We start from the raw sequence: 25,929 nt of genomic DNA, 5'->3' as shown, positions 1-25,929 counted from the left end.
CCTGGCTGGACAAGCTGGGCGGACTGCGGGACGTCGTACGACAGGAGCTGGTGGCCCGGCAGCTCGACGAGCAGATAGTCGGGCGGTTCCCGGTGGGGCAGCGCCTGCGGGTGCTCGACGTGGGGATGGGCCAGGGCACGCAGGCCCTGCGGCTGGCCCGGGCCGGGCATCAGGTCACCGGCGTCGAGCAGGACAGCACCATGATCTCCGCCGCCCGGGAGGCGCTGGCCGCCGAGCCGGAGGGGATCAGGGAGCGGGTGCGGCTCGTCCAGAGCGACGGCCGGGACACCGGGGTGCACTTCCTGCCGGGCAGCTTCGACGTCGTGCTGTGTCACGGCGTCCTGATGTACGTCGAGGAGCCGGATCCGCTGCTGGCGGGGCTGGCCCGGATGCTCGCCCAGGGTGGGTTGCTCTCGCTGCTCGTGCGCAACGCGGACGCGCTGGCCATGCGGCCGGGGCTGGCGGGCGACTGGGCGGGGGCGCTGGCCGCCTTCGACACCACCGCGTACACGAACCGTCTCGGCCTCGACGTACGCGCCGACCGCCTGGCGACCCTGACCGCGACCCTCGCGGGCATCGGGGCACCCCTGCATGCCTGGTACGGCGTCCGGGTCTTCACCGACACCGCGGCGGACGGGGCGGAGATGCCGGGCGACGTGGAGACGCTGCTGACGGTCGAGGAGCGGGCCGGGCGGACGGACCCGTACCGGGGGGTCGCGGCGCTGCTGCACCTGTGCGGGGTACGGGGCTGACCCGCACATCGGACGGATGACGAGAAGGGGCGGCCGGGATCCGGCCGCCCCTTCCGGCTACGCCTCCTGGGCGTGCAGGCTCATCGGACCGTAGATCTTCGTACCGTCCTCGAACAGGTGCACCTGGTCCGCGCCGCCTTCGAGGAGTTCCTTCCAGAACTCCCCGATCCAGGACTCGGCGTCCCCCTGTGTGGTGAACTCCTCCGGCACCACCGCGGGCTGTACCTCGCTGCCGTCGGACTTCTCGAACCGCCACGTCCATGCCGCCATGTACGCCTCCCTGATGTGAGCACATTGCACAGCGGGAACCGGATCTTGGTCCGGCTCCTGCCCGCAGCCTATTCGCTCCGCTGGGTGAGCTGTTGTCAGAGTGCGGGTCGTGGTCGCGGTGCGCGTACTTTGTGGCCGGTCACGCGCTGCCCCGCGCCCCTGAGGGACGTCCCGGTCGCGCAGGTCCAGCGGTGACCGGCGAGAATCGGGCTGTGGACGTTACTTTGCTCGGCACCGGCGGCCCCGCGGGGCTCCCTCGCCCGGACTGTCCCTGTGCTGCCTGCGCGACCGCGCTCGGCGCGGACGCGCGGGCGGCGACCTCGCTGCTCGTGGACGGGACGCTGCTGCTCGACCTGACCCCGGGGGCGGCGTTCGCGGCGGCGCGGGCGGGGCATTCGCTGGGCGGCGTACGGCAGGTGCTGCTGTCGCATCCGCACGACGGGCCGGCGGTCGAGGTGCCGGCCGGGCTGCCGCAACCCGCACGAGTGCCGGACGGACGGGAGTTGACCCTGCTGACGGGGCATCGGGTGCGGGCGGTGGCGATGGACGCGCCCGGGACCGGATACGCCGTGACCGGCCCTGACGGGCAGCGGCTGCTGTATCTGCCGCCCGCAGGTGCGCCGGCCGGGCTGGAGAACGGGTCCGCCGAGGCGTACGACATGGTGCTCGCCGACGTCGGGGGGCGGCCGGACGCGCTCGCCAGGCTGCGGGCCGTGGGGGCGCTCGGGCCGACGACGGACGTCGTCGCCGTCCATCTCGACCACGACGTGCCGCCGGGTGCCGAGTTGGGGCGGCGGCTCGGCGCGGCCGGGGCGCGGGCGGTGCCGGACGGGACCACGCTGGCGGTCGGTGCCTACGAGGACGTACCGGATGTGCCGCGGCGGACGCTGGTGCTGGGCGGTGCGCGGTCCGGGAAGTCGGTGGAGGCCGAACGGCGCCTGGAGGCCTTTCCGGATGTGCTGTACGTCGCGACCGGCGGGACCCGCAACGGGGACGGCGAGTGGGCCGCGCGGGTCACCACGCACCGGGAGCGGCGTCCTGTCTCTTGGCGTACGGCCGAGACGTGCGACCTGGTGCCCCTGCTGAAGGACGACGGGCCGCCGCTGCTCATCGACTGCCTGTCCCTGTGGCTGACGGACGCCATGGATGCCGTCGGGGCGTGGGACGACGCGGAGTGGGCCGACGGCGGGGAGCGGGCGCTGCGGGCGCGCGTGGTGGAGGTGACGGAGGCTGTGCGGACCACGCGCCGGACCGTCGTCGCCGTGTCGAACGAGGTCGGCTCGGGCATCGTCCCGGCCACCGCCTCCGGACGGCGCTACCGGGACGAGCTCGGACGCCTCAACGCGGCGTTCGCGGCCGAGTGCGAGCAGGTTCTGCTGGTGGTGGCGGGACAGGCGCTGGTACTACGGGGCTGAGCTCGTTGCTGCGGGCGATCACGCGGTAGGTGTTCGAGAAGCGGGTGCGGCTGAGGAGGGGGGCCAGGGCGTGGTCCGTCGCCCTGGCCGCGGCCAGCAGGGACGTGGTCACCCACGGGGGCAGGGACCTGGGCAGGACCTGGGACAGGGCGGACGACAGGTCGTGAGGGACGTGCGCGGCGCGGCGGTCCGTCGTGACGATCGTGCAGCCATGGGCCTCCAGTTGTGCGCAGAGGTCGTCCAGGGCCGTCAAGGGAGGGGCCCCTGGCCGGGGATGGGCGTGCCACCGCCTGCCCAGAAGTCTCGCGAACGCGCAGTGCGGGTCGGGCAGTTCGAGGAGCAGGTGACCGCCGGGGCGGAGCACGGTGAGGGCGGCGCGGAGTTCCGCGCGCGGGTCGGGGGTGTGCGGCAGGTGGTGGAGCAGGCTGACCACGTCGTAGCGGGCGCGGAGGCGGGCGGTGATCCGAGGGTCCGTCAACTGGCCCACGTGGGCCTCCTCGACGCGTTCCGCCCAGCGCGCCCACTCGACTCGGGACGTGGCGTCCAGACCGTCGAAGGACGTGTAGGGGAAGACGTTCCTGGCCGTCTCGGGGAAGAGGGCCTCGCCCGTGCCCACGTCCAGCCAGCTCTCCGGTTCGGGGAACCGCAGCATGGCCCGGGCGGTGGAGCGAAGGCGCCGTACGGAGGGCGCGGGGGATGCTGACATGGCGGCTCCCGGTGACGTACGACATTCCTCTGCAAAACGGAACGTATGGGATGCCGATCTTGAGTGCAACGACGTCGCGCGGTCGTCGTGGCGATGTGGCGCCGCCGTGTTCGATCAGGGCCGGTACTGTTCGGCGAATGAGCTCGCTTAATCTCGACGACTTCACCGATCTGATCGAGCGCCCCGACGGCGGGGTGCGCCGCGACGCCGAGGCGCGCCGGGAGCGTCAGATCGTGCCGCCCGGAGCGCTGGGACGGCTGGACGAACTGGGTGAGTGGCTGGCCGCGGCACAGTCGGCCGTGCCGGTGCGGCCGATCGAACGGCCGCGGGTCGTTCTGTTCGCCGGTGACCACGGCATCGCGGAACTGGGCGTCTCGGGACGGCCCGCGGGCGGTGCGGCCGACTTGGTGCGCGAGGTCATGGAGGGCGGCCGGCCCGCGTCCGTGCTCGCCCGGCGGCTCGGCGTGCCGGTGCGGGTGGTCGACATGGCGCTGGACTGCGATCCGCAGACGCTGCCCGCGGGTGTCACAGGGCACCGGGTGCGGCGCGGCAGCGGGCGGATCGACATCGAGGACGCGCTGACTCTGGAGGAGGCGGAGGCCGCCTTCCGGGCCGGGGTCGCCGTCGCCGACGAGGAGGCCGACTCCGGTACGGATCTGGTCGTGCTCGGCGATGTGAGCGTGGGCGGGACCACGGCGGCGGGTGCGCTGATCGCCGCGCTGTGCGGTACCGACGCGTCCGTCGTGACCGGTCGGGGCGGGCAGGCGATCGACGACCTCGCGTGGATGCGCAAGTGCGCGGCGATCCGGGACGCGCTCAGGCGGGCCCGGCCGGTGCTCGGCGACCAGTTGATGCTGCTGGCGACGGTGGGCGGGGCCGACCTCGCCGCGCTCACCGGCTTCCTGTTGCAGAGCGCGGTGCGGAAGATGCCGGTGATTCTGGACGGGGTCGTGGTGGCCGCGTGTGCCCTGGTGGGGCAGCGGATCGCGTTCCGCGCACCGGACTGGTGGCTCGCCGGACAGAACAGCGGGGAGCCGGGACAGGCGAAGGCACTGGACCGGATGGCGCTGGAGCCGCTGCTCGACCATGGAGTGACGGTCGGGGAAGGGGCGGGGGCGTTGCTGGCACTGCCGCTGGTGCAGGCCGCGGCGGCGCTGGCAGCCGAGCTGCCCGAGAAGCCGGCGGTTTCCGAGGAACCGCTGCTTTCTGAGAAGCCGGCGGACCACGAGGAACCGGCGGTTTCCGAGAAGCTGGCGGCTTCCGAGGACCCGCTGGTTTCTGAGAAGTCGGCGGACTCCGAGGGGCCGGCAAGCCCCGAAGGACCGGCAAGCCCCGAAGGACCGGCAGGTTCCGAAGGACCGGCAGGTTCCGAAGGACCGGCAGGTTCCGAAGGACCGGCAGGTTCCGAAGGACCGGCAGGTTCCGAGGGGCCCGAGAAGGTGTAGGCGTCGGCGCGGCGCGGCCGGACTGCGACGCGAGCTGAGCGCCCGCACCTCGCGGCGGTCCCACGGTCGACCGCCGCCTCTGGACGGGCCGCCGGGTTTGTCGTCTGCCCAGGTGCGGCCGGCCGTCGCGTTCGCGAGCGTCCTGGTGCGGGTTTCCCCGGGGCAGGACGTGCGGCGGCGCAAGCAAGCGCGCTGTTCATGGTCGTCGACCTGCTGCGCCGGGGGTGCGAGACCGGGATCACTCAGTTCTCTCTCAACTTCGCCCTGTTCCGGTCGGTCTTTGGATGTGGTGCACGCCTCGGCGCCGGGCCGGTGCCGAGGCCGTGGTGCTCGCAAGGCGCCTGCGCCGCCGAAGCCCACGGGGATGAGGACCGCCCGATGCACACGCTCGCCCGCCGGGCCCGCGCCGAATGGGGGCCGCTGTACGACTCCGTGCGCGAGCCGCTGCTCCGGCGCGGGTGGCGGGCGGTTCCCATGGCGCTCGGGGCGGTCTGCCTGACGGCGGCCCTGCACTTCGTGCACAGCCAGACGTGGGGCTATCGGTTCGTGCAGGACGTCGGGGGCGTGCGCGCCCAGGACCCGCTCTGGCCGGCCCTCCTGCGCACCCCCCTGTCCCTGTTCGTGCCGGCCCTGGATCTGCCCGTCTGGGGTGCCCTGGTGCAGATCCTGCTGGTGTTCGGGATCGCCGAGATCTGCCTGGGCCGGTGGCGGACGCTCGCCCTCGCGTACACGGCCACACTCGCCGGCACGCTGTATGCGCGCGTGGGCATCTGGCTGGGCCCCGACAGCCCGCTGGGCCTGCCCGGCTCGGACGCGCACGTCGTGGACACCGGGCCGTCGGCGGCCGTGGTGGGTCTCGCCGTGTTCGTCGGATGGCGCTACGGCGCGTACGTCACCGCGGGTGCGGTGATCGCGGCGATGGTGGTCGAGGTGGTGCTGAAGGAGAACCTGGCCGGCAAGGAGCACCTGGCGGCGATCGCGGCGGTGCTGGTGCTGTGCGGGGTGTCGGCGCTGCGTCACCGGCGTTCGAGGGCGCGGGCCGGCTCCGGGTCGGGCTTGCCGCCGATCAGGTCCTGAATCCTGCGCCGGGGGCCCGCCCAGCGGCGGTCGTGGCGGTAGGCGCGCAGGCTGGACCGGGCGCGGGCACGCGGGCGCCGGCGGTAGAAGCGCTTGGCCCAGGGGGAGCCGGGGCGGGCCAGCCGGATGGTTCCGACGAGGGCGATGAGGGGGACGATCACGCCGAAGATCGCGGTGCGGGCCTTGCCCTTGGCCAGGGCGAGGAGGGAGAAGAGGAAGTTCACGGTCACGCTCACGATGACGGAGCCGCGGCTCTGGAGTTCGTCCTCGTCCAGGTCGTTGACCCCGAAGGGCACGAATCCGCACAGGACCAGGCCGACCAGGGCCGCCGTGAGCACCACGACCTCGACGCTCTTGCGTCCCGCCTCGGTCCAGTAGACGTCGTCGAGGTGCAGGATCAGCGCGAACTCGTCCAGGACCAGGCCCGCGCCGATGCCGAAGACGACCGCGAACGCGGCCGCGCCGAAGCCGTGCCGGGTGCTGGCGACCGCGCCGAAGCCGCCGAGGACGGTGAGGACGATGCCGGGGACCACGTGGTGGACGTGCACTCCCCCGGCGCTGACGTTGCCGAAGGGCCCCTTGCCGGCCCGGATCATGCGGGTGACGACGCGGGTGATCAGGAACGTCAGCACGAACGCGGTGAGGGCGCAGAGCAGCGGCAGCTTGCCCGGTTCGATGATGTTCCGCTCAAGCCAATGTCCCATATGGGCACTTTATCCACGGGTGCCCCGGGTGCTCTCGCGACCGCCGGGTAACCTGCGCCGGTGTCCACGACCTCCTCGTCCCCCTCCTGGCCGGACGGCGTCCGCTTCGCCTTCGGCACCCTCACCGTGCTCCCGGTCAAGGTGACCCGCTGGGACCGGGAGGCCGCCCGCGGCGGCATGCTGTGCGCCCCCGCGGCCGGGCTGGCGGTCGGCGTCTGCGCGGCCGCGCTCGGCCTGTTCCTGCTGGTCCTGGGCGCGGGTCCGCTGCTCGCCGCCGTCGCCTCCGCCGCCGTACCCGCCGTGCTCACCCGCGGACTCCACCTGGACGGGCTCGCGGACACCGCGGACGGGCTGGGCAGCGGCAAGCCCGCCGAGGACGCCCTGCGGATCATGAAGCAGTCGGACATCGGGCCCTTCGGCGTCATCACCCTCGTCTTCGTCCTGTTCGCCCAGGTGGCCGCGCTGGCGCAGCTCTACGCCGACTCGTGGGCCCGGGGTGCCCTCGCCGCCGTCGTCTCGGCGACCGCCGCCCGCCTGGCCCTCACCCTGGCCGCCCGCACCGGGGTGCCGGCCGCCCGGCCGGAGGGGCTGGGGGCCGCGGTGGCGGGGGTGGTGCCGGTGCGGGGTGCATTGATAACCGTCGTCGCGGTCACGCTGGCGTCGGCTGCCGCCGGGTGGATGTCCGAGCCGTACGACGCCGCCCGCACGGCCCTCGCGGTCCTCGCCGCCCTCGCCGTCGCCGAACTCCTCCTGCGGCACTGCGTCCGGCGGTTCGGCGGGGTGACCGGTGACGTGTTCGGCGGGCTCGCGGAGACGGCGGCCACGGCGGCGCTCGTGGTGCTGAGCCTGGGGCGTTAGCCGGTGGGGACCGCGGCCGTAGGAGTATCTGCGTGCGGGACGCGGGGCACGCGAGGCGTACGCTCGCCGGAACCAGGCAAGTGTGACTCAGCTCACCGGAGTTGAGAACCGAGAAGTGGCCAGGACGTCACCGACAGGTGAATGCGCGGAGGAATGATCGACACCGAGCCCGAGCGTAGGCTCATGTCGGGTGTTTACCTGCCCTGGTAGAGACCAGACCGCACGAGGGTTCTAGGGTCGTTTTCGGGCTCGGCCGACCCACCCCTGTTCGGCCACACCAGACTTCAATGGAAGCGAGATTTCACCACCGTGACTGCTCTCACTCTCAGCACCGCCGCGGCGCCCGGCCTGCGGGTCGACGCGATCGTGATCGGTGTTGCCAAGGGCGCTGAGGGCCCGGTCGTCGCACCGGGCGCCGAGGCCGTGGACAAGGCGTACGACGGCAAGCTCGCCGGCGTCCTGGAAACCCTCGGTGCCTCCGGTGCCGAGGGCGAGGTGACGAAGCTGCCCGCACCGGCCGGCTTCAAGGCGCCGCTCGTGGTGGCGGTGGGCCTGGGCGCCGAGCCCGAGAAGGACTCCGGCTTCGACCCCGAGGCGCTGCGCCGGGCCGCCGGCGTGGCCGCCCGCACCCTCTCCGGCTCCAAGAAGGCCGCGTTCGCGCTGCCGCTCGCGGACGCCGCGGACGCGGGCGTGGTCGCCGAGGGCGTACTGCTCGGGGCGTACTCCTTCGACACGTACAAGGAGAACGGCCGGAGCAATCCCAAGGCCAAGAACGGCAAGGCGCCGCTCGCCGAGGCCGCGCTGCTCGGCGGCAAGCCCCGCGACCGCGTGTACAAGGCGGCGATCGAGCGTGCCACCGCTGTGGCCGAGGAGCTCAACCGTGCCCGCGACCTGATCAACATGCCGCCGAACGACCTCGACCCCGAGGCGTTCGCCGCCGTCGCGCAGACCGCGGCGAAGGAGCACGGCATCAAGGTGCAGGTGCTGGACGAGAAGGCCCTCGTCAAGGGCGGCTACGGCGGCATCCTCGGCGTCGGCGCCGGGTCGGCGGCGGGCCCGCGGCTGGTGAAGCTGTCGTACACCTCCTCGAAGGCCGACAAGCACCTCGCCTTCGTCGGCAAGGGCATCACCTACGACTCGGGCGGCATCTCGCTCAAGCCGGCCGGCCACAACGAGACGATGAAGTGCGACATGAGCGGTGCGGCGGCGGTCTTCGCCGCCGTGGTCGCCGCCGCGCGTCTGGGGCTCGAGGTCAACGTCACCGGCTGGCTGGCGCTGGCCGAGAACATGCCGTCGGGTTCCGCGACCCGGCCCGGTGACGTGCTGCGCATGTACAGCGGCAAGACCGTGGAGGTGCTCAACACCGACGCCGAGGGCCGGCTGGTCCTCGCCGACGCGCTGTGGGCGGCCTCCGAGGAGAAGCCGGACGCGATCGTGGACGTGGCGACGCTGACCGGCGCGATGATGCTGGCGCTCGGCAACCGGACGTTCGGGATCATGGCGAACGACGACGCGTTCCGCTCCGCGCTGCACGAGGCCGCCGAGGAGGTCGGTGAGCCGGCATGGCCGATGCCGCTGCCGGAGCACCTGCGCAAGGGCATGGACTCCTCCACGGCCGACATCGCGAACATGGGCGAGCGGATGGGCGGCGGCCTGGTCGCCGGGCTCTTCCTGCGCGAGTTCGTGGGCGAGGGGATCACCTGGGCGCACCTGGACATCGCCGGACCGGCCTTCAACGAGGGCGGGCCCTTCGGGTACACACCCAAGGGCGGCACGGGGACGGCCGTGCGGACGCTGGTGCGGCTGGCGGAGCTGACCGCCGCGGGTGATCTGGGATGACGTCCGTGTCCGCCTAGGAGCACGGTCCCCTCGGTTGTCCGGCGGCCGCGGGGGCGTGGGGGCTGCTCGCGCAGTTCCCCGCGCCCCCGGGGCGGTCGACTCGTCGCTGCTCGTATGAGTGCGACGTCTCACACACCGGCCCGGCGTCTCTTCCTGCCACGACAAGTGCGAAGATGGGGCTCGGCAGGACAGGGCCCCACCGAAGGGCCGAAGAACGAGCGGCCGGACACCAGCCGCCGACCGGTCACCGCAGACCGGCGTGGCGCACATGCATGGAGGACGTGACGTGGCGAACGACGCCAGCACCGTTTTCGACCTAGTGATCCTCGGCGGTGGTAGCGGTGGTTACGCCGCGGCCCTGCGCGGGGCTCAGCTGGGCCTGGACGTCGCCCTGATCGAGAAGGACAAGGTCGGCGGTACCTGCCTGCACCGGGGGTGCATCCCCACCAAGGCCCTGCTGCACGCGGGCGAGATCGCCGACCAGGCTCGCGAGAGCGAGCAGTTCGGTGTGAAGACCACCTTCGAGGGCATCGACATCGCCGGGGTCCACAAGTACAAGGACGGCGTCATCGCCGGTCTGTACAAGGGCCTGCAGGGACTTGTCGCCTCCCGGAAGGTGACGTACATCGAGGGCGAGGGCCGCCTTTCCTCCCCCACCTCCGTCGACGTGAACGGCCAGCGCATCCAGGGCCGCCACGTGCTCCTCGCGACCGGCTCCGTGCCCAAGTCGCTGCCGGGCCTGGAGATCGACGGCAACCGCATCATCTCCTCCGACCACGCCCTGGTCCTGGACCGCGTGCCGAAGTCGGCGATCGTCCTGGGCGGCGGCGTCATCGGCGTCGAGTTCGCCTCGGCGTGGAAGTCCTTCGGTACGGACATCACGATCATCGAGGGCCTCAAGCACCTGGCGCCCCTCGAGGACGAGAACTCCTCCAAGCTTCTTGAGCGCGCGTTCCGCAAGCGCGGCATCAAGTTCAACCTGGGCACCTTCTTCTCCAAGGCCGAGTACACGGCCGACGGTGTCAAGGTCACCCTCGCCGACGGCAAGGAGTTCGAGGCCGAGCTGCTGCTGGTCGCGGTGGGCCGCGGGCCCGTCTCCGCCGGCCTCGGCTACGAGGAGCAGGGCGTCGCCATGGACCGCGGCTACGTCCTGGTCGACGAGTACATGCGCACCAACGTCCCGACCATCTCCGCCGTCGGTGACCTGGTCCCGACGCTCCAGCTCGCGCACGTCGGCTTCGCCGAAGGCATCCTGGTGGCGGAGCGTCTGGCCGGTCTGAAGACCGTTCCGATCGACTACGACGGTGTCCCCCGGGTGACGTACTGCCACCCCGAGGTCGCCTCCGTGGGCATCACCGAGGCCAAGGCCAAGGAGATCTACGGTGCGGACAAGGTCGTCGCCCTGAAGTACAACCTCGCCGGCAACGGCAAGAGCAAGATCCTGAACACCGCGGGCGAGATCAAGCTCGTCCAGGTCAAGGACGGTGCCGTGGTCGGCGTCCACATGGTCGGCGACCGCATGGGCGAGCAGGTCGGCGAAGCCCAGCTGATCTACAACTGGGAGGCGCTGCCCGCCGAGGTCGCGCAGCTCATCCACGCCCACCCGACGCAGAGCGAAGCGCTCGGCGAGGCCCACCTGGCCCTGGCCGGCAAGCCCCTCCACTCGCACGACTGACCCTCGGTCGACGAACGCGACGACACAGACTTCCGCACTTGTAAGGAGCAACCGAAACCATGGCGGTTTCCGTAACCCTTCCGGCGCTCGGCGAGAGCGTCACCGAGGGCACTGTCACTCGCTGGCTGAAGGCCGAGGGAGAGCGCGTCGAGGCCGACGAGCCGCTGCTCGAGGTGTCGACCGACAAGGTCGACACCGAGATCCCCTCGCCCGCAGCCGGTGTCCTGGCGTCCATCAAGGTCGCCGAGGACGAGACCGTTGAGGTCGGCGCCGAGCTGGCCGTCATCGACGACGGCACGGGCGCGCCCGCTGCCGCCCCGGCCCCGGCCGCGGAGCCGGCTCCCGAGCCCGCTCCCGAACCGGCCCCGCAGGCCACCCCGTCCACCGAGCAGGCCGCCCCGGCCCCTGCTCCGACCGCCGAGGCCGCCTCCGGCGGCGGCAGCGCCGAGGGCACGGACGTCGTCCTGCCCGCGCTCGGCGAGTCCGTCACCGAGGGCACCGTCACCCGCTGGCTGAAGTCGGTCGGCGACTCCGTCGAGGCCGACGAGCCGCTGCTCGAGGTCTCCACGGACAAGGTCGACACCGAGATCCCGGCGCCCACCTCCGGTGTGCTGCTCGAGATCACGGTCGGCGAGGACGAGACCGCCGAGGTCGGCGCCAAGCTGGCCGTCATCGGCGCCCCGGGCGCGGCTCCGGCCGCTGCTCCGGCCCCCGCCGCCCCGGCCCCGGCCGCCGAGGCCCCGGCTCCTGCTCCGGCGCCCGCCCCCGCGGCTCCGGCCGCTCCGGCTCCGGCTCCGGCTCCGGCTCCGCAGGCGCCCACGGCTCCGGCCCCGCAGCAGCAGACCACCCCGGCTCCCGAGCCGGCCCCGGCCGCTCCGGCGCCCGCCCCGGCTCCGGTCACCCCGGCCGCCGCGCCCGCCGCCACCTCCGGTGACGACGGCGCCTACGTGACCCCGCTGGTGCGCAAGCTCGCCGCCGAGAACGGCGTCGACCTGGCCTCCGTCAAGGGCACCGGCGTGGGCGGTCGTATCCGCAAGCAGGACGTCACCGCCGCCGCCGAGGCCGCGAAGGCCGCCGCCGCAGCTCCGGCCGCGGCTCCTGCCGCCGCAGCTCCGGCCGCCGCGAAGAAGGCCCCCGTCCTGGAGGCCTCCCCGCTGCGTGGCCAGACCGTCAAGATGCCGCGCATCCGCAAGGTCATCGGCGACAACATGGTCAAGGCCCTGCACGAGCAGGCCCAGCTGTCCTCGGTCGTCGAGGTCGACGTCACCCGCCTGATGAAGCTGCGCGCCCGGGCCAAGGACGCGTTCGCGGCCCGTGAGGGCGTCAAGCTCTCCCCGATGCCGTTCTTCGTCAAGGCGGCTGCCCAGGCGCTGAAGGCCCACGCGCCCGTCAACGCCAAGATCAACGAGGCCGAGGGCACGATCACCTACTTCGACACCGAGAGCATCGGTATCGCGGTGGACTCCGAGAAGGGTCTGATGACCCCGGTCATCAAGCACGCCGGTGACCTCAACCTCGCCGGTATCGCCAAGGCCACGGCGGAGCTCGCGGGCAAGGTCCGCGCCAACAAGATCACCCCGGACGAGCTGTCCGGCGCGACCTTCACCATCAGCAACACCGGGTCGCGCGGCGCGCTCTTCGACACGATCATCGTGCCGCCGGGCCAGGTCGCGATCCTCGGTATCGGTGCCACGGTCAAGCGTCCGGCCGTCATCGAGACGGAGGAGGGCACGGTCATCGGCATCCGCGACATGACGTACCTGACCCTGTCCTACGACCACCGTCTGGTGGACGGCGCCGACGCGGCCCGTTACCTGACCGCGGTCAAGGCGATCCTGGAGGCGGGCGAGTTCGAGGTCGAGCTCGGCCTGTAACCCGGTTTCCCGCTTGTACGGTGCCCCCGTCCGGACCTTTCCGGACGGGGGCACCGGCGTCTCACCGACTTGTCGGCTCTCGGGAGGCCGTAGGCCTTCAGCGTGTCGTACGTGGCGTCGAGGCCGTCCCGGGAGGTCGAGCTTCCCGGTCCTCGGGCCGAAGCCCACGAGGAAGCCCCGTCCGGGTGGGTGTCTGGCCACCGTCCGTCCCGCCCACCAGCGCGCCCGATCACGGCTGCCGCGACCGTCCGGTACAGCGGTCCCCGCCGTCCCCCGGTGTCCATGCCGTCCCCCGCCGTGCCGTGGGCGCCCCGGTCGGGGACGCCCTTCGGAGCGCGGCACCGAACGATCCCGCGGGGTTCCGTGTCTTGACAGAAGGCGCCGAACTGCGAGCGTGTAAGCCTCGTCTCACCTGCGCGAAAGCTCCCCCGTGCGCCCCTACCCGAAGGGCCCGCGGCCTTATTGTCTAAACGTCAAACGCCCCCGGGGCCGATGGGCGGCCCCTCCTTAAGGAGCCCTCATGACCGCGCCCGTCGTCCACTCGCTGCGCGAGCAGATCCGCGAGCACATCGTGGAGGGGATCGTCAGCGGGCGCTGGAAGCCGGGCGAGCGGATCGTGGAGCGCCGGATCGCGACCGAGCTGGAGGTCAGTCAGACGCCGGTGCGGGAGGCGCTGCGGGAGCTGGAGTCGCTGCGGCTGATCGAGTCGGCGCCGAACAAGGGCGTCCGGGTGCGGAACCTGACCGCGGCCGATCTGGAGGAGAGCTACCCGGTCCGGGCCGGTCTGGAGGCGATCGCGGCGGAGCTGGCGGCGGCGCGGCTGGCGGAGGACTGCTCGGCCCTGGAGCCGCATGTCGCCGCGCTGTACGAGGCCGACCGCGAGTCGGACGGGACGGGGCAGGTTCGGCACACGGTGGGTTTCCACCGGGAGCTGGTCCGGGCGGCGGGCAACTCGGTGCTGCTGCACACCTGGGAGGGCCTGGGCATCGAGGTCTTCACCGCGCTGTCCATCCGCTGGCTGGGGACGGTCCAGCAGTCGTACGCGGAGGAGCACGAGGAGCTGGTGGCCGCGTTCCGCCGCCGCGACCCGCGCATCGCCGACATCGTGAAGGCCCATGTGCTGGGGTGCGCGCCGCGACCCTGACAGGGGCGGGTGCGCTGGGCGAAACCCTCGGAAGCCACCCCGTACACCGGAGCGAACCCTCGCTCAAACGCCGCCCGACCTGCGTAAATCGCGGCCGGATACGACACCCTGTGCCGCCGCCGGAGGCACCGCGTGCCTATTTTCTCGTGATCAAGAGGTTTTGCCCCTCAACCCTTTGATCGATCATCGATCAGGGAGTTAGAGTCGCCGACGGGCTTCCACCGAGGCCCCAGCCCTGTCCTGCCAAAGACCAAGGGCACCCCTGACACCCTCATTGGGAACCCCCCTTCGACTGAGGAAGGCGGCGACATGACCGACCCCAAAGCCATCCAGCCGAGCGCGCTCGACCAGCTCCCGGACCGTGACCCCGAGGAGACGGCCGAATGGCAGGCCTCACTGGACGCGGTCGCCAAGGCGGCCGGGCCGCACCGCGCGGCGTACCTGATGCGTCGCACGCTGGAGCGTGCCGAGGGCACCGGCATCGCGCTGCCCAAGCTTCTCGAGACCGACTACGTCAACACCATCCCGACCGCCGCCGAGCCGTCCGCGCCCGGTGACGAGGCGATGGAAGCCCGGATCACCGCCTGGAACCGCTGGAACGCGGCGGCGATGGTCAGCCGGGGCAGCAAGTACGGCGTCGGCGGCCACATCGCCACCTTCGCCTCCGCGGCCTGGCTGTACGAGACCGGCTTCAACCACTTCTTCAAGGGCAAGGAGGCGGACGGCTCCGGCGACCAGCTCTACATCCAGGGCCACGCCTCCCCCGGCATCTACGCCCGCGCCTTCCTCGACGGCCGGATCGGCGAGGACCACCTCGACAACTTCCGCCGCGAGTCCGCCGGCGGCGGCCTCCCGTCATACCCGCACCCTCGCCGTCTGCCCTGGCTGTGGGAGTTCCCGACGGTGTCGATGGGTCTCGGCCCGCTGTCGGCGATCTACCAGGCGCGCTTCAACCGCTATCTGACCAACCGCGGCATCAAGGACGTCTCCTCGTCCCACGTCTGGGCCTTCCTGGGCGACGGCGAGATGGACGAGCCGGAGTCGACGGCCGCCCTCGGGCTGGCCTCCCGCGAGGGTCTGGACAACCTGACCTTCGTCATCAACTGCAACCTGCAGCGCCTCGACGGCCCGGTCCGCGCGAACTTCAAGATCGTGCAGGAGCTGGAGGCCCAGTTCAGAGGGGCCGGCTGGAACGTCATCAAGACTTTGTGGGGCACCGCCTGGGACGAGCTGTTCCAGCTCGACACCACGGGCGCGCTGGTACGCCGCCTGCGCGAGGTACCCGACGCCCAGGTGCAGACGTACCAGACCCGTGGCGCCGCCTACATCCGCGAGGACTTCTTCGGCAAGGACCCGGCGCTCGCCGAGATGGCGAAGCTGCTGAGCGACGACAAGATCCTCGAGTGTTTCCACCTCTCCCGCGGTGGCCACGAGGCGCGCAAGGTGTACGCGGCCTACAAGGCGGCCGTGGAGTTCAAGGGCGCTCCGACTGTCATCCTGGCCCAGACGGTCAAGGGCCACACCCTCGGCGAGGGCTTCGCGTCGAAGAACGCCAACCACCAGATGAAGAAGCTCTCGGTGGACGAGTTCAAGACGATGCGCGACCTGCTGGAGCTGCCGATCTCGGACAGCCAGTTCGTCGACGGGGTCGTGCCCTACGGCCACCCCGGCGCCGACTCCCCCGAGGTCCGCTACCTCCAGGAGCGCCGCGCCGCCCTCGGCGGCCCGGCCCCGGCCCGCCGCACACAGCCGCTGGCCCCGCTGCCGGCCCCGGCGGAGAAGGCGTTCGCCTCCTTCGACAAGGGCTCCGGCACGCAGAACGTGGCCACCACGATGGCCTTCGTCCGGCTCATCAAGGACCTGGTCCGCGACAAGGAGTCCGGCAAGCGCTGGGTGCCGATCGTCCCCGACGAGGCGCGCACCTTCGGCATGGAGAGCCTGTTCCCCTCCCTGGGCATCTACTCGCCCAAGGGCCAGACGTACGAGCCGGTCGACCGCGACCAGCTGATGTACTACAAGGAGGCCGAGAACGGCCAGATCCTCAACGAGGGGATCACCGAGGCCGGTTCGATGGCCGACTTCATCGCCGCGTCCACCGCGTACTCCACGCACGGCGAAGCGATGATCCCGTTCTACATCTTCTACTCGATGTTCGGCTGGCAGCGCACGGCCGACCAGATGTGGCAGCTCGGCGACCAGCTCGGCCGCGGCTTCCTCGTCGGCGCCACGGCAGGCCGGACGACCCTGACGGGCGAGGGCCTGCAGCACGCCGACGGCCACTCGCCGGTGATCGCGGCGACCAACCCCGCGGCTCTGACGTACGACCCGGCGTTCGCGTACGAGGTCGCGGCGATCGTCAAGGACGGTCTGCGCCGCATGTACGGCGAGGCGGCCCCGGGTGAGGACCCGAACGTCTTCTACTACCTGACCGTCTACAACGAGCCGCTGCCGCAGCCCGCGAAGCCGTCGGGCCTCGGCATCGACGAGGGCATCGTCAAGGGCCTGTACCGGTTCAGCACGGCGGAGTCGGCGGGCCTGTCCCCCGTCGCCAACGCCCCGCGCATCCAGCTGCTGGGCTCCGGCACGGCCATCCACTGGGCGATCAAGGCGCAGAAACTGCTCGCCGAGGACTGGGGCGTGTCCGCCGACGTGTGGTCCGCGACCTCCTGGACCGAGCTGCGCCGCGACGCGCTGGAGGCCGACGCCGCCCTGCTGCAGGGCGAGGAGCGGGTGCCGTACGTCCGTCAGGCGCTGCACGGCGCCGAGGGGCCGGTGCTCGCGGTCTCCGACTACATGCGCCAGGTCCCCGACCAGATCGCGCAGTGGGTCGAGCAGGACTACTCCTCGCTGGGCGCCGACGGCTTCGGCCTGTCGGACACCCGTGAGGCGGCCCGCCGTCACTTCGGTGTCGACGCCGAGTCGATCGTCGTCGCGGCCCTGGCCCAGCTCGCGAGGCGGGGCGAGGTCAAGGCGACCGCGGTGAAGGAAGCGCGGGAGAAGTACGGCCTGTAGGACCTGAGGTCCGATGACATCGACGAAGGGGTACGGCTGCTGCCGTACCCCTTCGTTGTCGGTGGGGCCCGGCATCATGGCCGTATGCGTGCTGCCCGTCTGATCAAAATGGTGCTGTTGCTCCAGTCCCGGCCGTCCATGACCGCCGCCGAGCTGGCGCGGGAGCTGGAGGTGTCCGAGCGGACCGTCACGCGGGACGCGCAGGCGCTGTCGGAGGCCGGGGTGCCGGTGTACGCGGACCGGGGGCGGGCCGGCGGCTACCGGCTGATCGGCGGCTACCGCACCCGGCTGACCGGCCTGGCCCGCGGCGAGGCCGAGGCGCTGTTCCTGTCGGGGGTGCCGGGGGCGCTGCGGGAGATGGGCCTGGAGGACGCGGCGTCGGCGGCCCGGCTGAAGGTGTCGGCGGCCCTGCTGCCGTCCCTGAGCGACGCCTCCCGCACCGCTGCCCAGCGGTTCCATCTGGACGCGCCGAGCTGGTTCAAGGAGCCGAAGACCCCCGAACTGCTGCCCGCCGTCGCGGACGCGGTGTGGGACGACCGGCGGATCACCGCACGCTACCGGAGCCGGGAGGCCGAGGTGGAGCGCGAGCTGGAGCCGTACGGGCTCGTGCTCAAGGCGGGCGTCTGGTATCTGTGCGCACGGGTGGCGGGCGGCCACGCGTCGTACCGGGTGTACCGGATCGACCGGTTCACCGAGGTGACGGCCGGCGAGGAGCGGTTCGCACGGGACGAAGGGTTCGATCTGCCGGGCTTCTGGGACGAGCGGGCCGAGCAGTTCGCGCGCTCGCTGCTGCGGACGGAGGTGGTGGTGCGGCTGTCCGGGGACGGGGTGCGGAGGCTGCCGTACGCCGTCGATCCCGTGTCGGCCCGGGAGGCGCTGGACGCGGCCGGTGCCGCCGCCGGCGACGGGCGGGTGACGGTGACCCTGCCGGTGGAGTCTGAGGAGGTCGCGCACACGCAGCTCGCGGCGCTCGGGCCGGAGGTGGAGGTGCTGGCGCCGGAGAGTCTGCGGGCGCGTTTCGTCAAGGACGCGGCCAGACTGGCCGAGCTGTACGGGACATAACAATCCGCCGCACTCCACGTGCGCCCCACCCTTTCAGGGCCGATGCTGGACCCGTGATGGACGAGACGGAGTTCTGGGAGCTGGTGGACGCCACCCGCGAGGCCGCCGAGGGCGACCCCGAGGAGCAGGCCGACCTGCTCGTGGACCGGCTTCTGCGGCTGGACCCGGACATGGTCCTCGACTTCGCCCGTCACTTCGAGGCCCGCTACAACCGCGCCTACACCTGGGACCTGTGGGGCGCCGCCTGGGTCCTGCTGGACGGCGCGAGCGACGACGCGTTCGACTTCTTCCGGTGCTGGCTGATCGGCCAGGGCCGCGAGGTGTACGAGGGCGCGGTGCACGATCCCGACTCGCTCGCCGACCTCCTGGACGACTTCGACGAGGAGATGGACGGCGACGGCGAGGAACTCGGCTACGCGGCGGACGAGGCGTACGAGCAGCTCACCGGGACCGTCGCCCCCGACCTGGGCATCGCGCCCGCTCCGTCGGAGCCACAGGGCAGGCCGGTCGACTTCGAGGACGAGTCGGTGCTGGCCGAGCGGTATCCCAAGCTGTGGGAGCGGTTCCGGGGCTGAAGGGCGTGTTCAGGGCGACGCTGTCTGCGGCGCTGACGCTGTCTGCGGGGCCGGTGCTTACGCGGTGGCGCGGCGGCGGGTCGTGTCCGTCGGCAGGTAGGCGTGCGTCTGGTCCGCCCGCACGGCGTGGTGCAGGGGTGCCGCGTTGGCCTGTTCCAGGGCGGACGCGGTGACGGCGGCCGGGCCCAGGATGACGGCCGCGACCGCGCAGACCACCGCCCAGGGGCCGCGGGCGGCCCTGGCCCAACGGCCCGCGTCGCGCGTGGTGTTCCTGGTGTCGGCGTCGATGTGACTGCTGTTCATGATCCCCACCTCCGGTCAGTGCGTGTCCCTGACGGTATGGCGGCTGCCTTGGGCGGATTCGTGAACCGGCTGGGAGAAACCTGTGAACCGCGCACCGCTACGTCCTGCCCTGCAGGCGGGCCGCCAGGTCCCTGATCTCCGGGAGGCGGGCGCTCAGGGCCGCGCCCGGACAGCTCGTCCGGTAGCCGTCCTTGTGGCCGGCCAGGACCGGCAGGGCGGCGGTGGTGCCGTCGGCGTAGCGGCTGCGGCCGTTGCTGGAGACCAGGCGGACCGTCCCGCGCGGGTCGATGTCGGCGAGGCCCAGCTTCCAGGCGGCGAGGTGGGCGATCGCGTCGGTCATCACCTTCGGGACCGGCACTCCGGCGGTGAACGTGCCGAGGGCGGCGATGCCCGTGGTGCGGTGGTTGAAGCCCTGCGTGTGAGCGCCGGTGACGGGGCGGTCGGTACCGCCCGCACGGCCCTCGTAGATGGTGCCGCAGCGGTCGACGAGGAAGTTGTAGCCGATGTCGTCCCAGTCGCGGGCTTCGGTCATGCCCTGGGCGAGGTAGCGGATGATGCGGGGGGCCTCGGCGCAGTCGTAGGCGTTGGGCGAGTCGGTGTGGTGGATGAACACCGCCACGACCTTGTCGTCGTACCGCGGCGGCGGCCGGGTGCGGGCGTTGTCCCGCGCCGCCCAGACCGACCTCGGCACGATGTGCGGTCTGGTCACGGTGTGGGCCGCCGCGGGGCGGCCCCCGACCGACCGGGAACCATCGGCGGACCCGGTGCTTCCGATCCCGTGCGCGCACAGCACCAGTGCGACGACGGCGGCGAGGCCGGGCAGACAGCCCAGCAGCACGAGTGCGGCCTTCGGTATCCGCACCGCGCGTGTTCTCCGGGAGCCCGTCGGTCTTCGGACACGCATGCTTCCCACTGTCGGGCCGATCCGGTCCGCCCGCGATGTGTGCTGTGCCACCCGGTGGAACCATCGTGCTGGTCCGCGACGTTTTCCGGGGTACACGCACGCGTGGCGGGTTCCGGACGCCACGCGCGCGTGGCTGATCACTGGGCGCATCCCGTGCGTACTAAGGGGTCCTGGAGAAAGGCGGCTCAGTGGACCTGCTCGACATCCTGTTGTTGCTGGTGATCCTCGCCTACGCGGCATCCGGCTACCGGCGCGGACTGGTCGCCGGGTGCGTCTCGCTCGCCGGCTTCGTGGGCGGTGCGGCCGTCGGCGTGTGGATCCTGCCGTGGGTGATGGACCTGGCCACGCCGGGCACGACCGCGGCGACAGTGACCGCGGTGCTGACGGTGCTCGTCCCGGCGGTGGTGGGACACGAGCTGGCGGGGCGGCTGGCCCTGCGGCTGCGCCGGGAACTGGACCAGGGGCCGCTGCGCGTGGCCGACGGGATCGGCGGGGCCGCGGCCAACTCGGTGGCGGTGCTGATCGTGGCCTGGGTGGCCGCGAGCGTGCTCGGCGCGTCCTCCTCGTCTCTGGTCACGACCGCGATCCGGAACTCGGCCCTGCTCGGCACCGTGCAGAACACCATGCCGGACGCGACCCCCGCCTGGTTCTCGCGGGCCACGTCCGCGCTCACCGAGGCGGGCTTCCCGCAGGTCTTCAACCCGTTCGAGAACGAGTCGACGGCCGAGGTCGCCAAGCCCACCGGTGACAGCGTCACCGCCAGCGCCACCAACGCCGCCAAACTCAGCACGGTCAAGATCGAGGGCGTCTCGGGCACCCAGGGCCGCGAGGGCAGCGGGTTCGTGTACGCGCGGCAGCATGTGATGACCAACGCCCACGTGGTGGCCGGCATCGACGAGCCGAGCGTGCGGATCGGCGGGGTCGGGCGGTCGTACGAGGCACGGGTGGTGCTCTTCGACCCGGACAAGGACGTGGCCGTGCTGTACGTGCCCGATCTGAACGCCCCCGTGCTGCGCTTCGACGACAGCGCCGCGCGCGGCGACTCGGCCGTGGTCGCGGGCTATCCGCAGGACGGCGACCTCAACCTGCAGGCGGCCACCGTCGCGAACCGGGTGAACGCGAACGGGCAGAACATCTACAACGACGCGACCGTCACCCGCGAGATCTACTCGATCCGCTCCACGGTCCGCCCCGGCAACTCCGGCGGCCCCCTCCTCACCACCGACGGCAAGGTCTACGGCGTCGTCTTCGCCCGCTCCACCTCCGACGCCGAGACGGGATACGTCCTGACGGCGGACGAGGTCGCCCCCGACGCCGAACGGGCGGCGGACGCGACGGCTCCGGTGGACACGGGCGCGCTGGTGACGTCGTGAGCGGGCCCACGGGGTAGGCCCGCTCCCCAGGCGGGCGGGACACCGCTCGCGCCGCCCTCGTACGGCTCAATCCGCCGTGCCGGAGCGGTCCCGGGCGTAACCCTGAGCCATGTCACGCGCTCTCGCCACCCTCGCCACCCTCGCCCCGGGACCCGTGCTCGCCCTCACTGCCGCCGCTCCGGCGCCGGACTCCGGCGGCAAGGGCTGGGTGCTCGCCGGTTTCGCCACGGCGGCGGCGCTGGCGGGGGTGCCGCTGTATCTGGTGGCGCGCAGACGCCGCACGACCGCCTCTGCGGACCAGATCAGAGACTGCGGCCCATGAGCACGTCGTCCACGTACCGGCCGTCCAGGTAGAACTCCTCGGGCAGCACACCCTCCACGACGAAGCCCTCGGACTCGTAGAGCCTGCGGGCCGGCGTGTTGTGGCCGAGCACCCGCAGGGTGATGCGGCGCGCCCCCTGCCGGCGTGACTCGTCCTGTACGGCCCGCAGCAGCGCCCGGCCGACTCCCGCACCGCGCGCCTCCTCGGCGACGGCGAGACCCTGGATCTGGCGGACGTGGGCGTTGCAGGCGAGCGAGGTCGGGTAGGCCAGCCGGACGTAGCCGACGATCCTGCCGCCGAGCTCGGCGACCAGATGGTCCGGCGGGCCGAACCGCTCGTTGAAGAAGGGCTCGTACGGCGGCTGCGGGCGGGGCTGGACGGCGTGCAGCGGGGACCAGGAGTCGCGGTCGAGGCGGCCCAGCGCCTCCTCGTCGTCGGGGCTGGCGTGACGTATGTACGGAACCGGCATGCCGGTCACCCTACGACGGCGTTCGCGAGACCCCCTCGGGGTTTTCCGCGGCCACTGAGCAAGGATGGTTCTCATGGAACGTTCGCGAATCGCGGTGGCCGGCGCGTCCGGTCTCATCGGCGGGGCCCTGGCCCGGTCCCTGACGGCCGACGGACACGAGGTGGTGCGTCTGGTGCGCCGACCGCCCAGAACGCGGGACGAGGTGCGCTGGGACCCCGAGCGGAAGGACGTCGATGCGGCCGGGCTCGAGGGATGCGACGCCGTGGTCAACCTGGCCGGGGCGAACGTGGGGTCGCGCCGCTGGACCGACGCCTACAAGGAGCGGATCCGCTCCAGCCGGGTGCTGGGCACGGCGGCCCTCGCCGAGGCCGTCGCGTCCCTGGACCGGCCGCCGCGGGTCTTCGTCAACGGCAGCGCGATGGGCATCTACGGCGAGACCGGCGACCGGCCCGTCGACGAGGACGCCCCGCCCGGGAAGGGCTTCCTGCCCGAACTGTGCGTGGAGTGGGAAGGGGCCGCGGCGCCGGCCCAGGCGGCGGGCGTGCGGACGGTGTTCACCCGGACGGGCCTGGTGGTGTCCCGCGAGGGCGGGGCGTGGGGGCGGCTGTTCCCGCTGTTCCTGGCGGGGCTCGGCGGGCGGATGGGCGACGGGCGGCAGTACTGGTCGTTCGTCTCGCTGCACGACGAGGTGGCCGCGATCCGCCATCTCATCGACACCGACGGCCTGTCGGGGCCGTTCAACGTGACTGCCCCGCACCCGCTGACGAACGGGGAGATCACCGCCGCGATGGGGCGCGTGCTGCGCCGGCCGACGCTGTTCACGGTGCCCGCGCCGGTGCTGCGGGCCACGCTCGGCGAGATGGCCGGGGACGTGCTGGGCAGTCAGCGGGTGTTGCCGATGCGGCTGTTGGAGTCGGGGTTCACCTTCGCGTTCCCGGAGATCGAGGAGGCGATCCGGGCGGCGAGGTGACGCCTGCGATCGCATGCGACCGTCGTGCGACCGTGCCCTGCCGATGCGCGACTGCCCCCGACCGATCACGGCCCTACCCTCGACCCGAACTCGGGTATTCCCGGAGGCAGTTGGGGGCATGACGTCTCCACCGGCCGCGCAACCTCGAGGAGGGGCACGTGCTTGAGCCCGCGTACCAGGCGGACGTCGTGATCGTGGGAGCCGGGATCGCCGGGCTGTCCGCGGCGCATCGGCTGAACAGCGCAGGAGTGACGACCGCCGTGCTGGAGGCCGCCCCGGGGGTGGGCGGCCGGATGACGACCGAGAAGGTCGACGGCTTCCGGCTCGACCGCATCGGACAGCTGCTGTCCACGGCCTATCCCGAACTACGGCTGACACCGGGGCTGGACGGGCTCGTGCTGCGGCCCTTCGCACCGGGCGTCCTGCTGCACAGCGACGGCCGCCATCACCGCGCCGCCCCGCCCCTGAGCGTGGGGGGCGCACGGGGCGCACTCCACGCGGTGCGCGCCCTGGCAAGCGCCCCCGCCAAGGGGCGGACGGCCCCCCGGCCGACATCCGTGCCGAGGGCCGGGGCGACCGTCCCGCTGGGCACCGCCGTCGACCAGGCGCGGCTCGGTGCCTCGCTGTCCCGGATCGCGAACGCTCCCGTCGGGCGCCTGCTGGCCCGCCCCGAACTGCCCGCCGGGCAGGCCCTCGCCGCCCGCGGTGTGCCGGCCCGCACGATCGACGGCTTCCTGCGTCCGCTGCTCGCCGCCCTGCTGTGCGACCCGGAGCTGACCACGTCCAGCCGGTGCGCGGACCTCGCGTTGCGGGCGTTCGCGGGCGGGCGGCTGTGCGTGCCGGAGGGCGGGGCCGAGGTCCTGCCCGAGTTGCTCGCGCGGACGCTGCCGCCGGGCACCGTGCACACCGGCGTCCGGGTCACCTCGATCTCGACGACCTCGGTGACGACCGCCGAGCACGGCGAGATCCGCTGCCGGGCCGTGCTCGTCGCGACCGACGCCCGGGCCGCCGCCGAGCTGCTGCCCGGGCTGCGGGTACCGGACTTCCATCCGGTGACGGTCGTCCACCACACGACGGACGAGCCGCCGGCGACGGGCGCGGCCCTGCTGCTCGACGCGGACCGCAGCGGCCCGGTCGCGCACACGGCGGTGACCAGCCGCGTCGACCCGGCCCGCGCGCCCGCGGGCCGCACCCTCGTCTCCTCGACGGTCCTCGGCCCGCCGCCGTCCGACCTGGAGGCCGCCGTCAGCATGCACCTGTCCCGCCTGTACGGCACCTCCACCCGCCGCTGGGAAACCCTCGCCGTCCACCACACCGCCGAGGCGGTCCCGGCGATGCGCCCGCCGCACGACCTGCGCCGCCCGGTACGGCTGCTGGCAGGCCTGTACGTGTGCGGCGACCACCGGGACACGAGCACGGTGCAGGGGGCGTTGCACTCGGCTCACCGGGCTGCGTCGGCCCTGTTGGCGGACCTGGGCGCGACCGGGTCGATACACCGTGCGGAACCGATGTCCACACCGCGGGCCGCCTGAAACGCCCTGGGGCGCGGGGAACTGCGCGACCAGCCACGACGCGGGCGCGCAGACCCCATCACCCTCGGAGTTACGGCGATCACCTCATCCCAGTGCCGCGACCTTGTCGCGATACCCCCGCACCGGTGTCGCGTCCTTGTACGGCTCCAGCCTCCGCTCGAAGTCCCGTACGTACTCGACGGCCCGTACCGACCGCATCTCCGCCGCCTGACCGGCCGCCTCGGCGCCCAGCGCGCAGGCCTGGTCGAGTTCGCCGAGGCCGAGGCGGGCGGAGGCGAGAACGACACGGCAGAAGAGGCGGCTGCGGGCGTAGGAGGGGGCGCGCAGTTGCAGGGAGCGTTCGGCGTGCTGGGCGGCCGAGCGGAACTGCTGGAGGTCCCGGTGGCAGTGGCCGAACTCGTCGGCGAGCTGCGCCTCGTCGAAGAACCGCGCCCAGTACGGGACTTCGTCACCGGGCCGGGCCGCCTCCAGGGCGCGCTCGGCCCGTACCAGCGAACCGGTGCACAGGCGCACCTCGCCCAGCACCCCGTGCCCGCGTGCCTCGACCGCGTGCAGCAGCGCCTGCACGACCGGCGGGGCGTTGGTCCCCACCCCCTGCTGCGCCACCCGCGCGAGCTGCACGGCCTCGCGCCCGTGCCCGAGGTAGACGGCCTGCCGGCTCATGGTGACCAGCACGTAGGAGCCGTACGCCCGGTCCCCGGCCGCCTGCGCCAGCCTGAGGGCCTGCACGAAGTAGCGCTGGGCGAGGCCGTGCGCCGCGATGTCGTACGATGTCCAGCCCGCGAGCCTGGTGAGGTCGGCGGCGGCTGCGAACAGGCGGCGGCCGGTCTGCTCGCCGTAGGTGCCGCGCAGCATCGGCTCGCACTCGTGCTCCAGGTAACGCACGAGGGCCTGGCGGGCGTGGCCGCCGCCGTACATGTCGTCGAGGGAGCGGAACAGCTCGCCGACCGAGCGGAGGGCGGCGATGTCGCCGCCGGTGACCTTCTGGCCGGGGCCGCGTTCGGCCGTGCCGCGCTGCCGGGGCACGGCCGGGCGGCCCTGGACCGGGACCCGCAGGGGCGGTTCGCCGCGGGCCACCTTGTCGTCGGGGCGGCCGATCAGCCAGTCCCGGCTGGGAACGACCAGGCCGGCCGGGGTGAAGGCGATCTTGCGGAGTTCGGCGTGGCTGCCGGAGTCCTTGCGCCACAGCCCGCTGACGATGTCGACGGCCTCTTCGGGGCCGGCGGCGAACTCGAGGCCGGCGTAGACCGGGGCGCAGGCGTCGAGTCCGAGGTCCTGGGCGGTGAGCCGACGGCCGAGGCGGCGGGTGAAGACCTCGGCGATCAGGGCGGGGGTGGTGCCGCGGGGCTGCTGCCCGCGCAGCCACCGGGTCACGGAGGTCTTGTCGTATCTCAGGTCCAGCCCGTGTTCGAGTCCGAGCTGGTCCACGCGACGGGCGAGACCCGCGTTGGAGAACCCCGCTTCTGCGATGAGCGCGGCGAGCTGTCGGTTGGGAGTGCGCTGCGCGGGTCGTTCCGTCATCTGCGGTGCGGTCTCCTGCCTTCGGGCCGTCGCGCGGCCTCATCGGCCGCGTGGTGCCCGGATTGCCTGTGAGCAGCCCTTATGGCCTCTGCGAACGGCGTGAATGTAGCGGAGAGTGAGCAGGTGA

23 protein-coding genes are annotated in these 25,929 nt (G+C 72.6%); 16 read left to right on the top strand and 7 right to left on the bottom strand.

Features of this window, described 5'->3' with window-relative positions:
* Positions 1–50: 50 nt before the first annotated feature.
* Entirely contained in the window at positions 51–752 is a 702-nt protein-coding gene (locus KUM49_RS14125) for a methyltransferase domain-containing protein (RefSeq protein WP_217237163.1), read from the top strand.
* A gap of 57 nt (positions 753–809) precedes the next feature.
* On the opposite strand, the gene KUM49_RS14120 is transcribed toward KUM49_RS14125, so the two are convergent.
* Positions 810–1,022, bottom strand: a complete 213-nt coding sequence (locus KUM49_RS14120) for a hypothetical protein (RefSeq protein ID WP_217237162.1) — start codon at positions 1,020–1,022, stop codon at positions 810–812.
* A 212-nt stretch (positions 1,023–1,234) separates the two neighbouring features.
* Between KUM49_RS14120 and KUM49_RS14115 the strand changes: the two genes are divergently transcribed.
* Positions 1,235–2,437 carry a bifunctional adenosylcobinamide kinase/adenosylcobinamide-phosphate guanylyltransferase gene (locus tag KUM49_RS14115; protein ID WP_217237161.1) on the top strand — a complete coding sequence of 401 codons (1,203 nt, stop codon included), beginning with the start codon at positions 1,235–1,237 and terminating at the stop codon, positions 2,435–2,437.
* On the opposite strand, the gene KUM49_RS14110 is transcribed toward KUM49_RS14115, so the two are convergent.
* Positions 2,361–3,143: a class I SAM-dependent methyltransferase gene (locus KUM49_RS14110; RefSeq protein WP_217237160.1), complete on the bottom strand. Its 783-nt coding sequence runs from the start codon at positions 3,141–3,143 to the stop codon at positions 2,361–2,363. The genes KUM49_RS14115 and KUM49_RS14110 overlap by 77 nt on opposite strands.
* 137 nt (positions 3,144–3,280) lie before the next feature.
* Between KUM49_RS14110 and cobT the strand changes: the two genes are divergently transcribed.
* On the top strand, positions 3,281–4,588 hold the full coding sequence (cobT, locus tag KUM49_RS14105; RefSeq protein ID WP_254401209.1) for a nicotinate-nucleotide--dimethylbenzimidazole phosphoribosyltransferase: 1,308 nt from the start codon (positions 3,281–3,283) through the stop codon (positions 4,586–4,588).
* A 378-nt stretch (positions 4,589–4,966) separates the two neighbouring features.
* Positions 4,967–5,665: a hypothetical protein gene (locus KUM49_RS14100; RefSeq protein ID WP_217237159.1), complete on the top strand. Its 699-nt coding sequence runs from the start codon at positions 4,967–4,969 to the stop codon at positions 5,663–5,665.
* Here KUM49_RS14100 and KUM49_RS14095 read toward each other — a convergent pair.
* A complete protein-coding gene (locus KUM49_RS14095; protein WP_217237158.1) occupies positions 5,605–6,369 on the bottom strand; it encodes a hypothetical protein in 765 nt (254 codons plus the stop codon). The two genes, KUM49_RS14100 and KUM49_RS14095, sit on opposite strands and share 61 nt — an antisense overlap.
* A 60-nt stretch (positions 6,370–6,429) precedes the next feature.
* Here KUM49_RS14095 and KUM49_RS14090 point away from each other — a divergent pair, with 60 nt between their 5' ends.
* The 8 genes from KUM49_RS14090 to KUM49_RS14055 all read left to right on the top strand — a co-directional run bounded on the left by KUM49_RS14090 (position 6,430) and on the right by KUM49_RS14055 (position 18,408).
* Positions 6,430–7,227 carry an adenosylcobinamide-GDP ribazoletransferase gene (locus tag KUM49_RS14090; RefSeq protein ID WP_217237157.1) on the top strand — a complete coding sequence of 266 codons (798 nt, stop codon included), beginning with the start codon at positions 6,430–6,432 and terminating at the stop codon, positions 7,225–7,227.
* 309 nt (positions 7,228–7,536) lie between these two features.
* Complete coding sequence (locus KUM49_RS14085; protein ID WP_217237156.1) at positions 7,537–9,066, top strand: leucyl aminopeptidase; 1,530 nt, start codon at positions 7,537–7,539, stop codon at positions 9,064–9,066.
* Positions 9,067–9,352: 286 nt separating this feature from the next.
* Positions 9,353–10,741, top strand: a complete 1,389-nt coding sequence (gene lpdA, locus KUM49_RS14080) for a dihydrolipoyl dehydrogenase (protein ID WP_217237155.1) — start codon at positions 9,353–9,355, stop codon at positions 10,739–10,741.
* A gap of 59 nt (positions 10,742–10,800) precedes the next feature.
* Positions 10,801–12,615 (top strand): 2-oxoglutarate dehydrogenase, E2 component, dihydrolipoamide succinyltransferase, encoded by a 1,815-nt coding sequence (gene sucB, locus KUM49_RS14075; protein WP_217237154.1) that lies wholly within the window; start codon positions 10,801–10,803, stop codon positions 12,613–12,615.
* A gap of 520 nt (positions 12,616–13,135) precedes the next feature.
* On the top strand, positions 13,136–13,759 hold the full coding sequence (locus KUM49_RS14070) for a GntR family transcriptional regulator (protein ID WP_217237153.1): 624 nt from the start codon (positions 13,136–13,138) through the stop codon (positions 13,757–13,759).
* Positions 13,760–14,068: 309 nt separating this feature from the next.
* Complete coding sequence (gene aceE / locus KUM49_RS14065; RefSeq protein ID WP_217237152.1) at positions 14,069–16,771, top strand: pyruvate dehydrogenase (acetyl-transferring), homodimeric type; 2,703 nt, start codon at positions 14,069–14,071, stop codon at positions 16,769–16,771.
* Positions 16,772–16,855: 84 nt separating this feature from the next.
* Positions 16,856–17,833, top strand: coding sequence for a YafY family protein (locus KUM49_RS14060; RefSeq protein WP_217237151.1), 978 nt, complete (start codon positions 16,856–16,858; stop codon positions 17,831–17,833).
* 56 nt (positions 17,834–17,889) lie between these two features.
* A complete protein-coding gene (locus tag KUM49_RS14055; protein WP_217237315.1) occupies positions 17,890–18,408 on the top strand; it encodes a DUF4240 domain-containing protein in 519 nt (172 codons plus the stop codon).
* Between the two features lie 57 nt (positions 18,409–18,465).
* Here KUM49_RS14055 and KUM49_RS14050 read toward each other — a convergent pair whose 3' ends face one another.
* Together KUM49_RS14050 and KUM49_RS14045 are read right to left on the bottom strand one after the other, a co-directional pair.
* A complete protein-coding gene (locus KUM49_RS14050) occupies positions 18,466–18,711 on the bottom strand; it encodes a hypothetical protein (RefSeq protein ID WP_217237150.1) in 246 nt (81 codons plus the stop codon).
* 97 nt (positions 18,712–18,808) lie between these two features.
* Complete coding sequence (locus KUM49_RS14045; protein ID WP_217237149.1) at positions 18,809–19,615, bottom strand: peptidoglycan recognition protein; 807 nt, start codon at positions 19,613–19,615, stop codon at positions 18,809–18,811.
* A 188-nt stretch (positions 19,616–19,803) separates the two neighbouring features.
* Between KUM49_RS14045 and KUM49_RS14040 the strand changes: the two genes are divergently transcribed.
* Together KUM49_RS14040 and KUM49_RS48280 are read left to right on the top strand one after the other, a co-directional pair.
* Positions 19,804–20,988 carry a MarP family serine protease gene (locus KUM49_RS14040; protein WP_217237148.1) on the top strand — a complete coding sequence of 395 codons (1,185 nt, stop codon included), beginning with the start codon at positions 19,804–19,806 and terminating at the stop codon, positions 20,986–20,988.
* A gap of 109 nt (positions 20,989–21,097) precedes the next feature.
* Complete coding sequence (locus KUM49_RS48280; protein ID WP_254401207.1) at positions 21,098–21,310, top strand: hypothetical protein; 213 nt, start codon at positions 21,098–21,100, stop codon at positions 21,308–21,310.
* Here the strand turns inward: KUM49_RS48280 and KUM49_RS14030 are convergent.
* On the bottom strand, positions 21,291–21,779 hold the full coding sequence (locus tag KUM49_RS14030) for a GNAT family N-acetyltransferase (protein ID WP_217237147.1): 489 nt from the start codon (positions 21,777–21,779) through the stop codon (positions 21,291–21,293). The two genes, KUM49_RS48280 and KUM49_RS14030, sit on opposite strands and share 20 nt — an antisense overlap.
* A 73-nt stretch (positions 21,780–21,852) precedes the next feature.
* On the opposite strand from KUM49_RS14030, the gene KUM49_RS14025 reads away from it, so the two are divergent.
* Positions 21,853–22,749: a TIGR01777 family oxidoreductase gene (locus KUM49_RS14025; RefSeq protein ID WP_217237146.1), complete on the top strand. Its 897-nt coding sequence runs from the start codon at positions 21,853–21,855 to the stop codon at positions 22,747–22,749.
* 158 nt (positions 22,750–22,907) lie between these two features.
* Complete coding sequence (locus KUM49_RS14020; RefSeq protein ID WP_217237145.1) at positions 22,908–24,281, top strand: NAD(P)/FAD-dependent oxidoreductase; 1,374 nt, start codon at positions 22,908–22,910, stop codon at positions 24,279–24,281.
* 84 nt (positions 24,282–24,365) lie between these two features.
* On the opposite strand, the gene KUM49_RS14015 is transcribed toward KUM49_RS14020, so the two are convergent.
* Entirely contained in the window at positions 24,366–25,802 is a 1,437-nt protein-coding gene (locus KUM49_RS14015) for a regulator (RefSeq protein ID WP_217237144.1), read from the bottom strand.
* Positions 25,803–25,929 lie beyond the last annotated feature (127 nt).

The organism is Streptomyces sp. AC555_RSS877 (genome assembly GCF_019049245.1).
GTDB lineage: Bacteria > Actinomycetota > Actinomycetes > Streptomycetales > Streptomycetaceae > Streptomyces.
The sequence above is the reverse complement of the archived record's forward strand: the minus strand, read 5'-3'. Positions and strand labels throughout refer to the sequence as shown.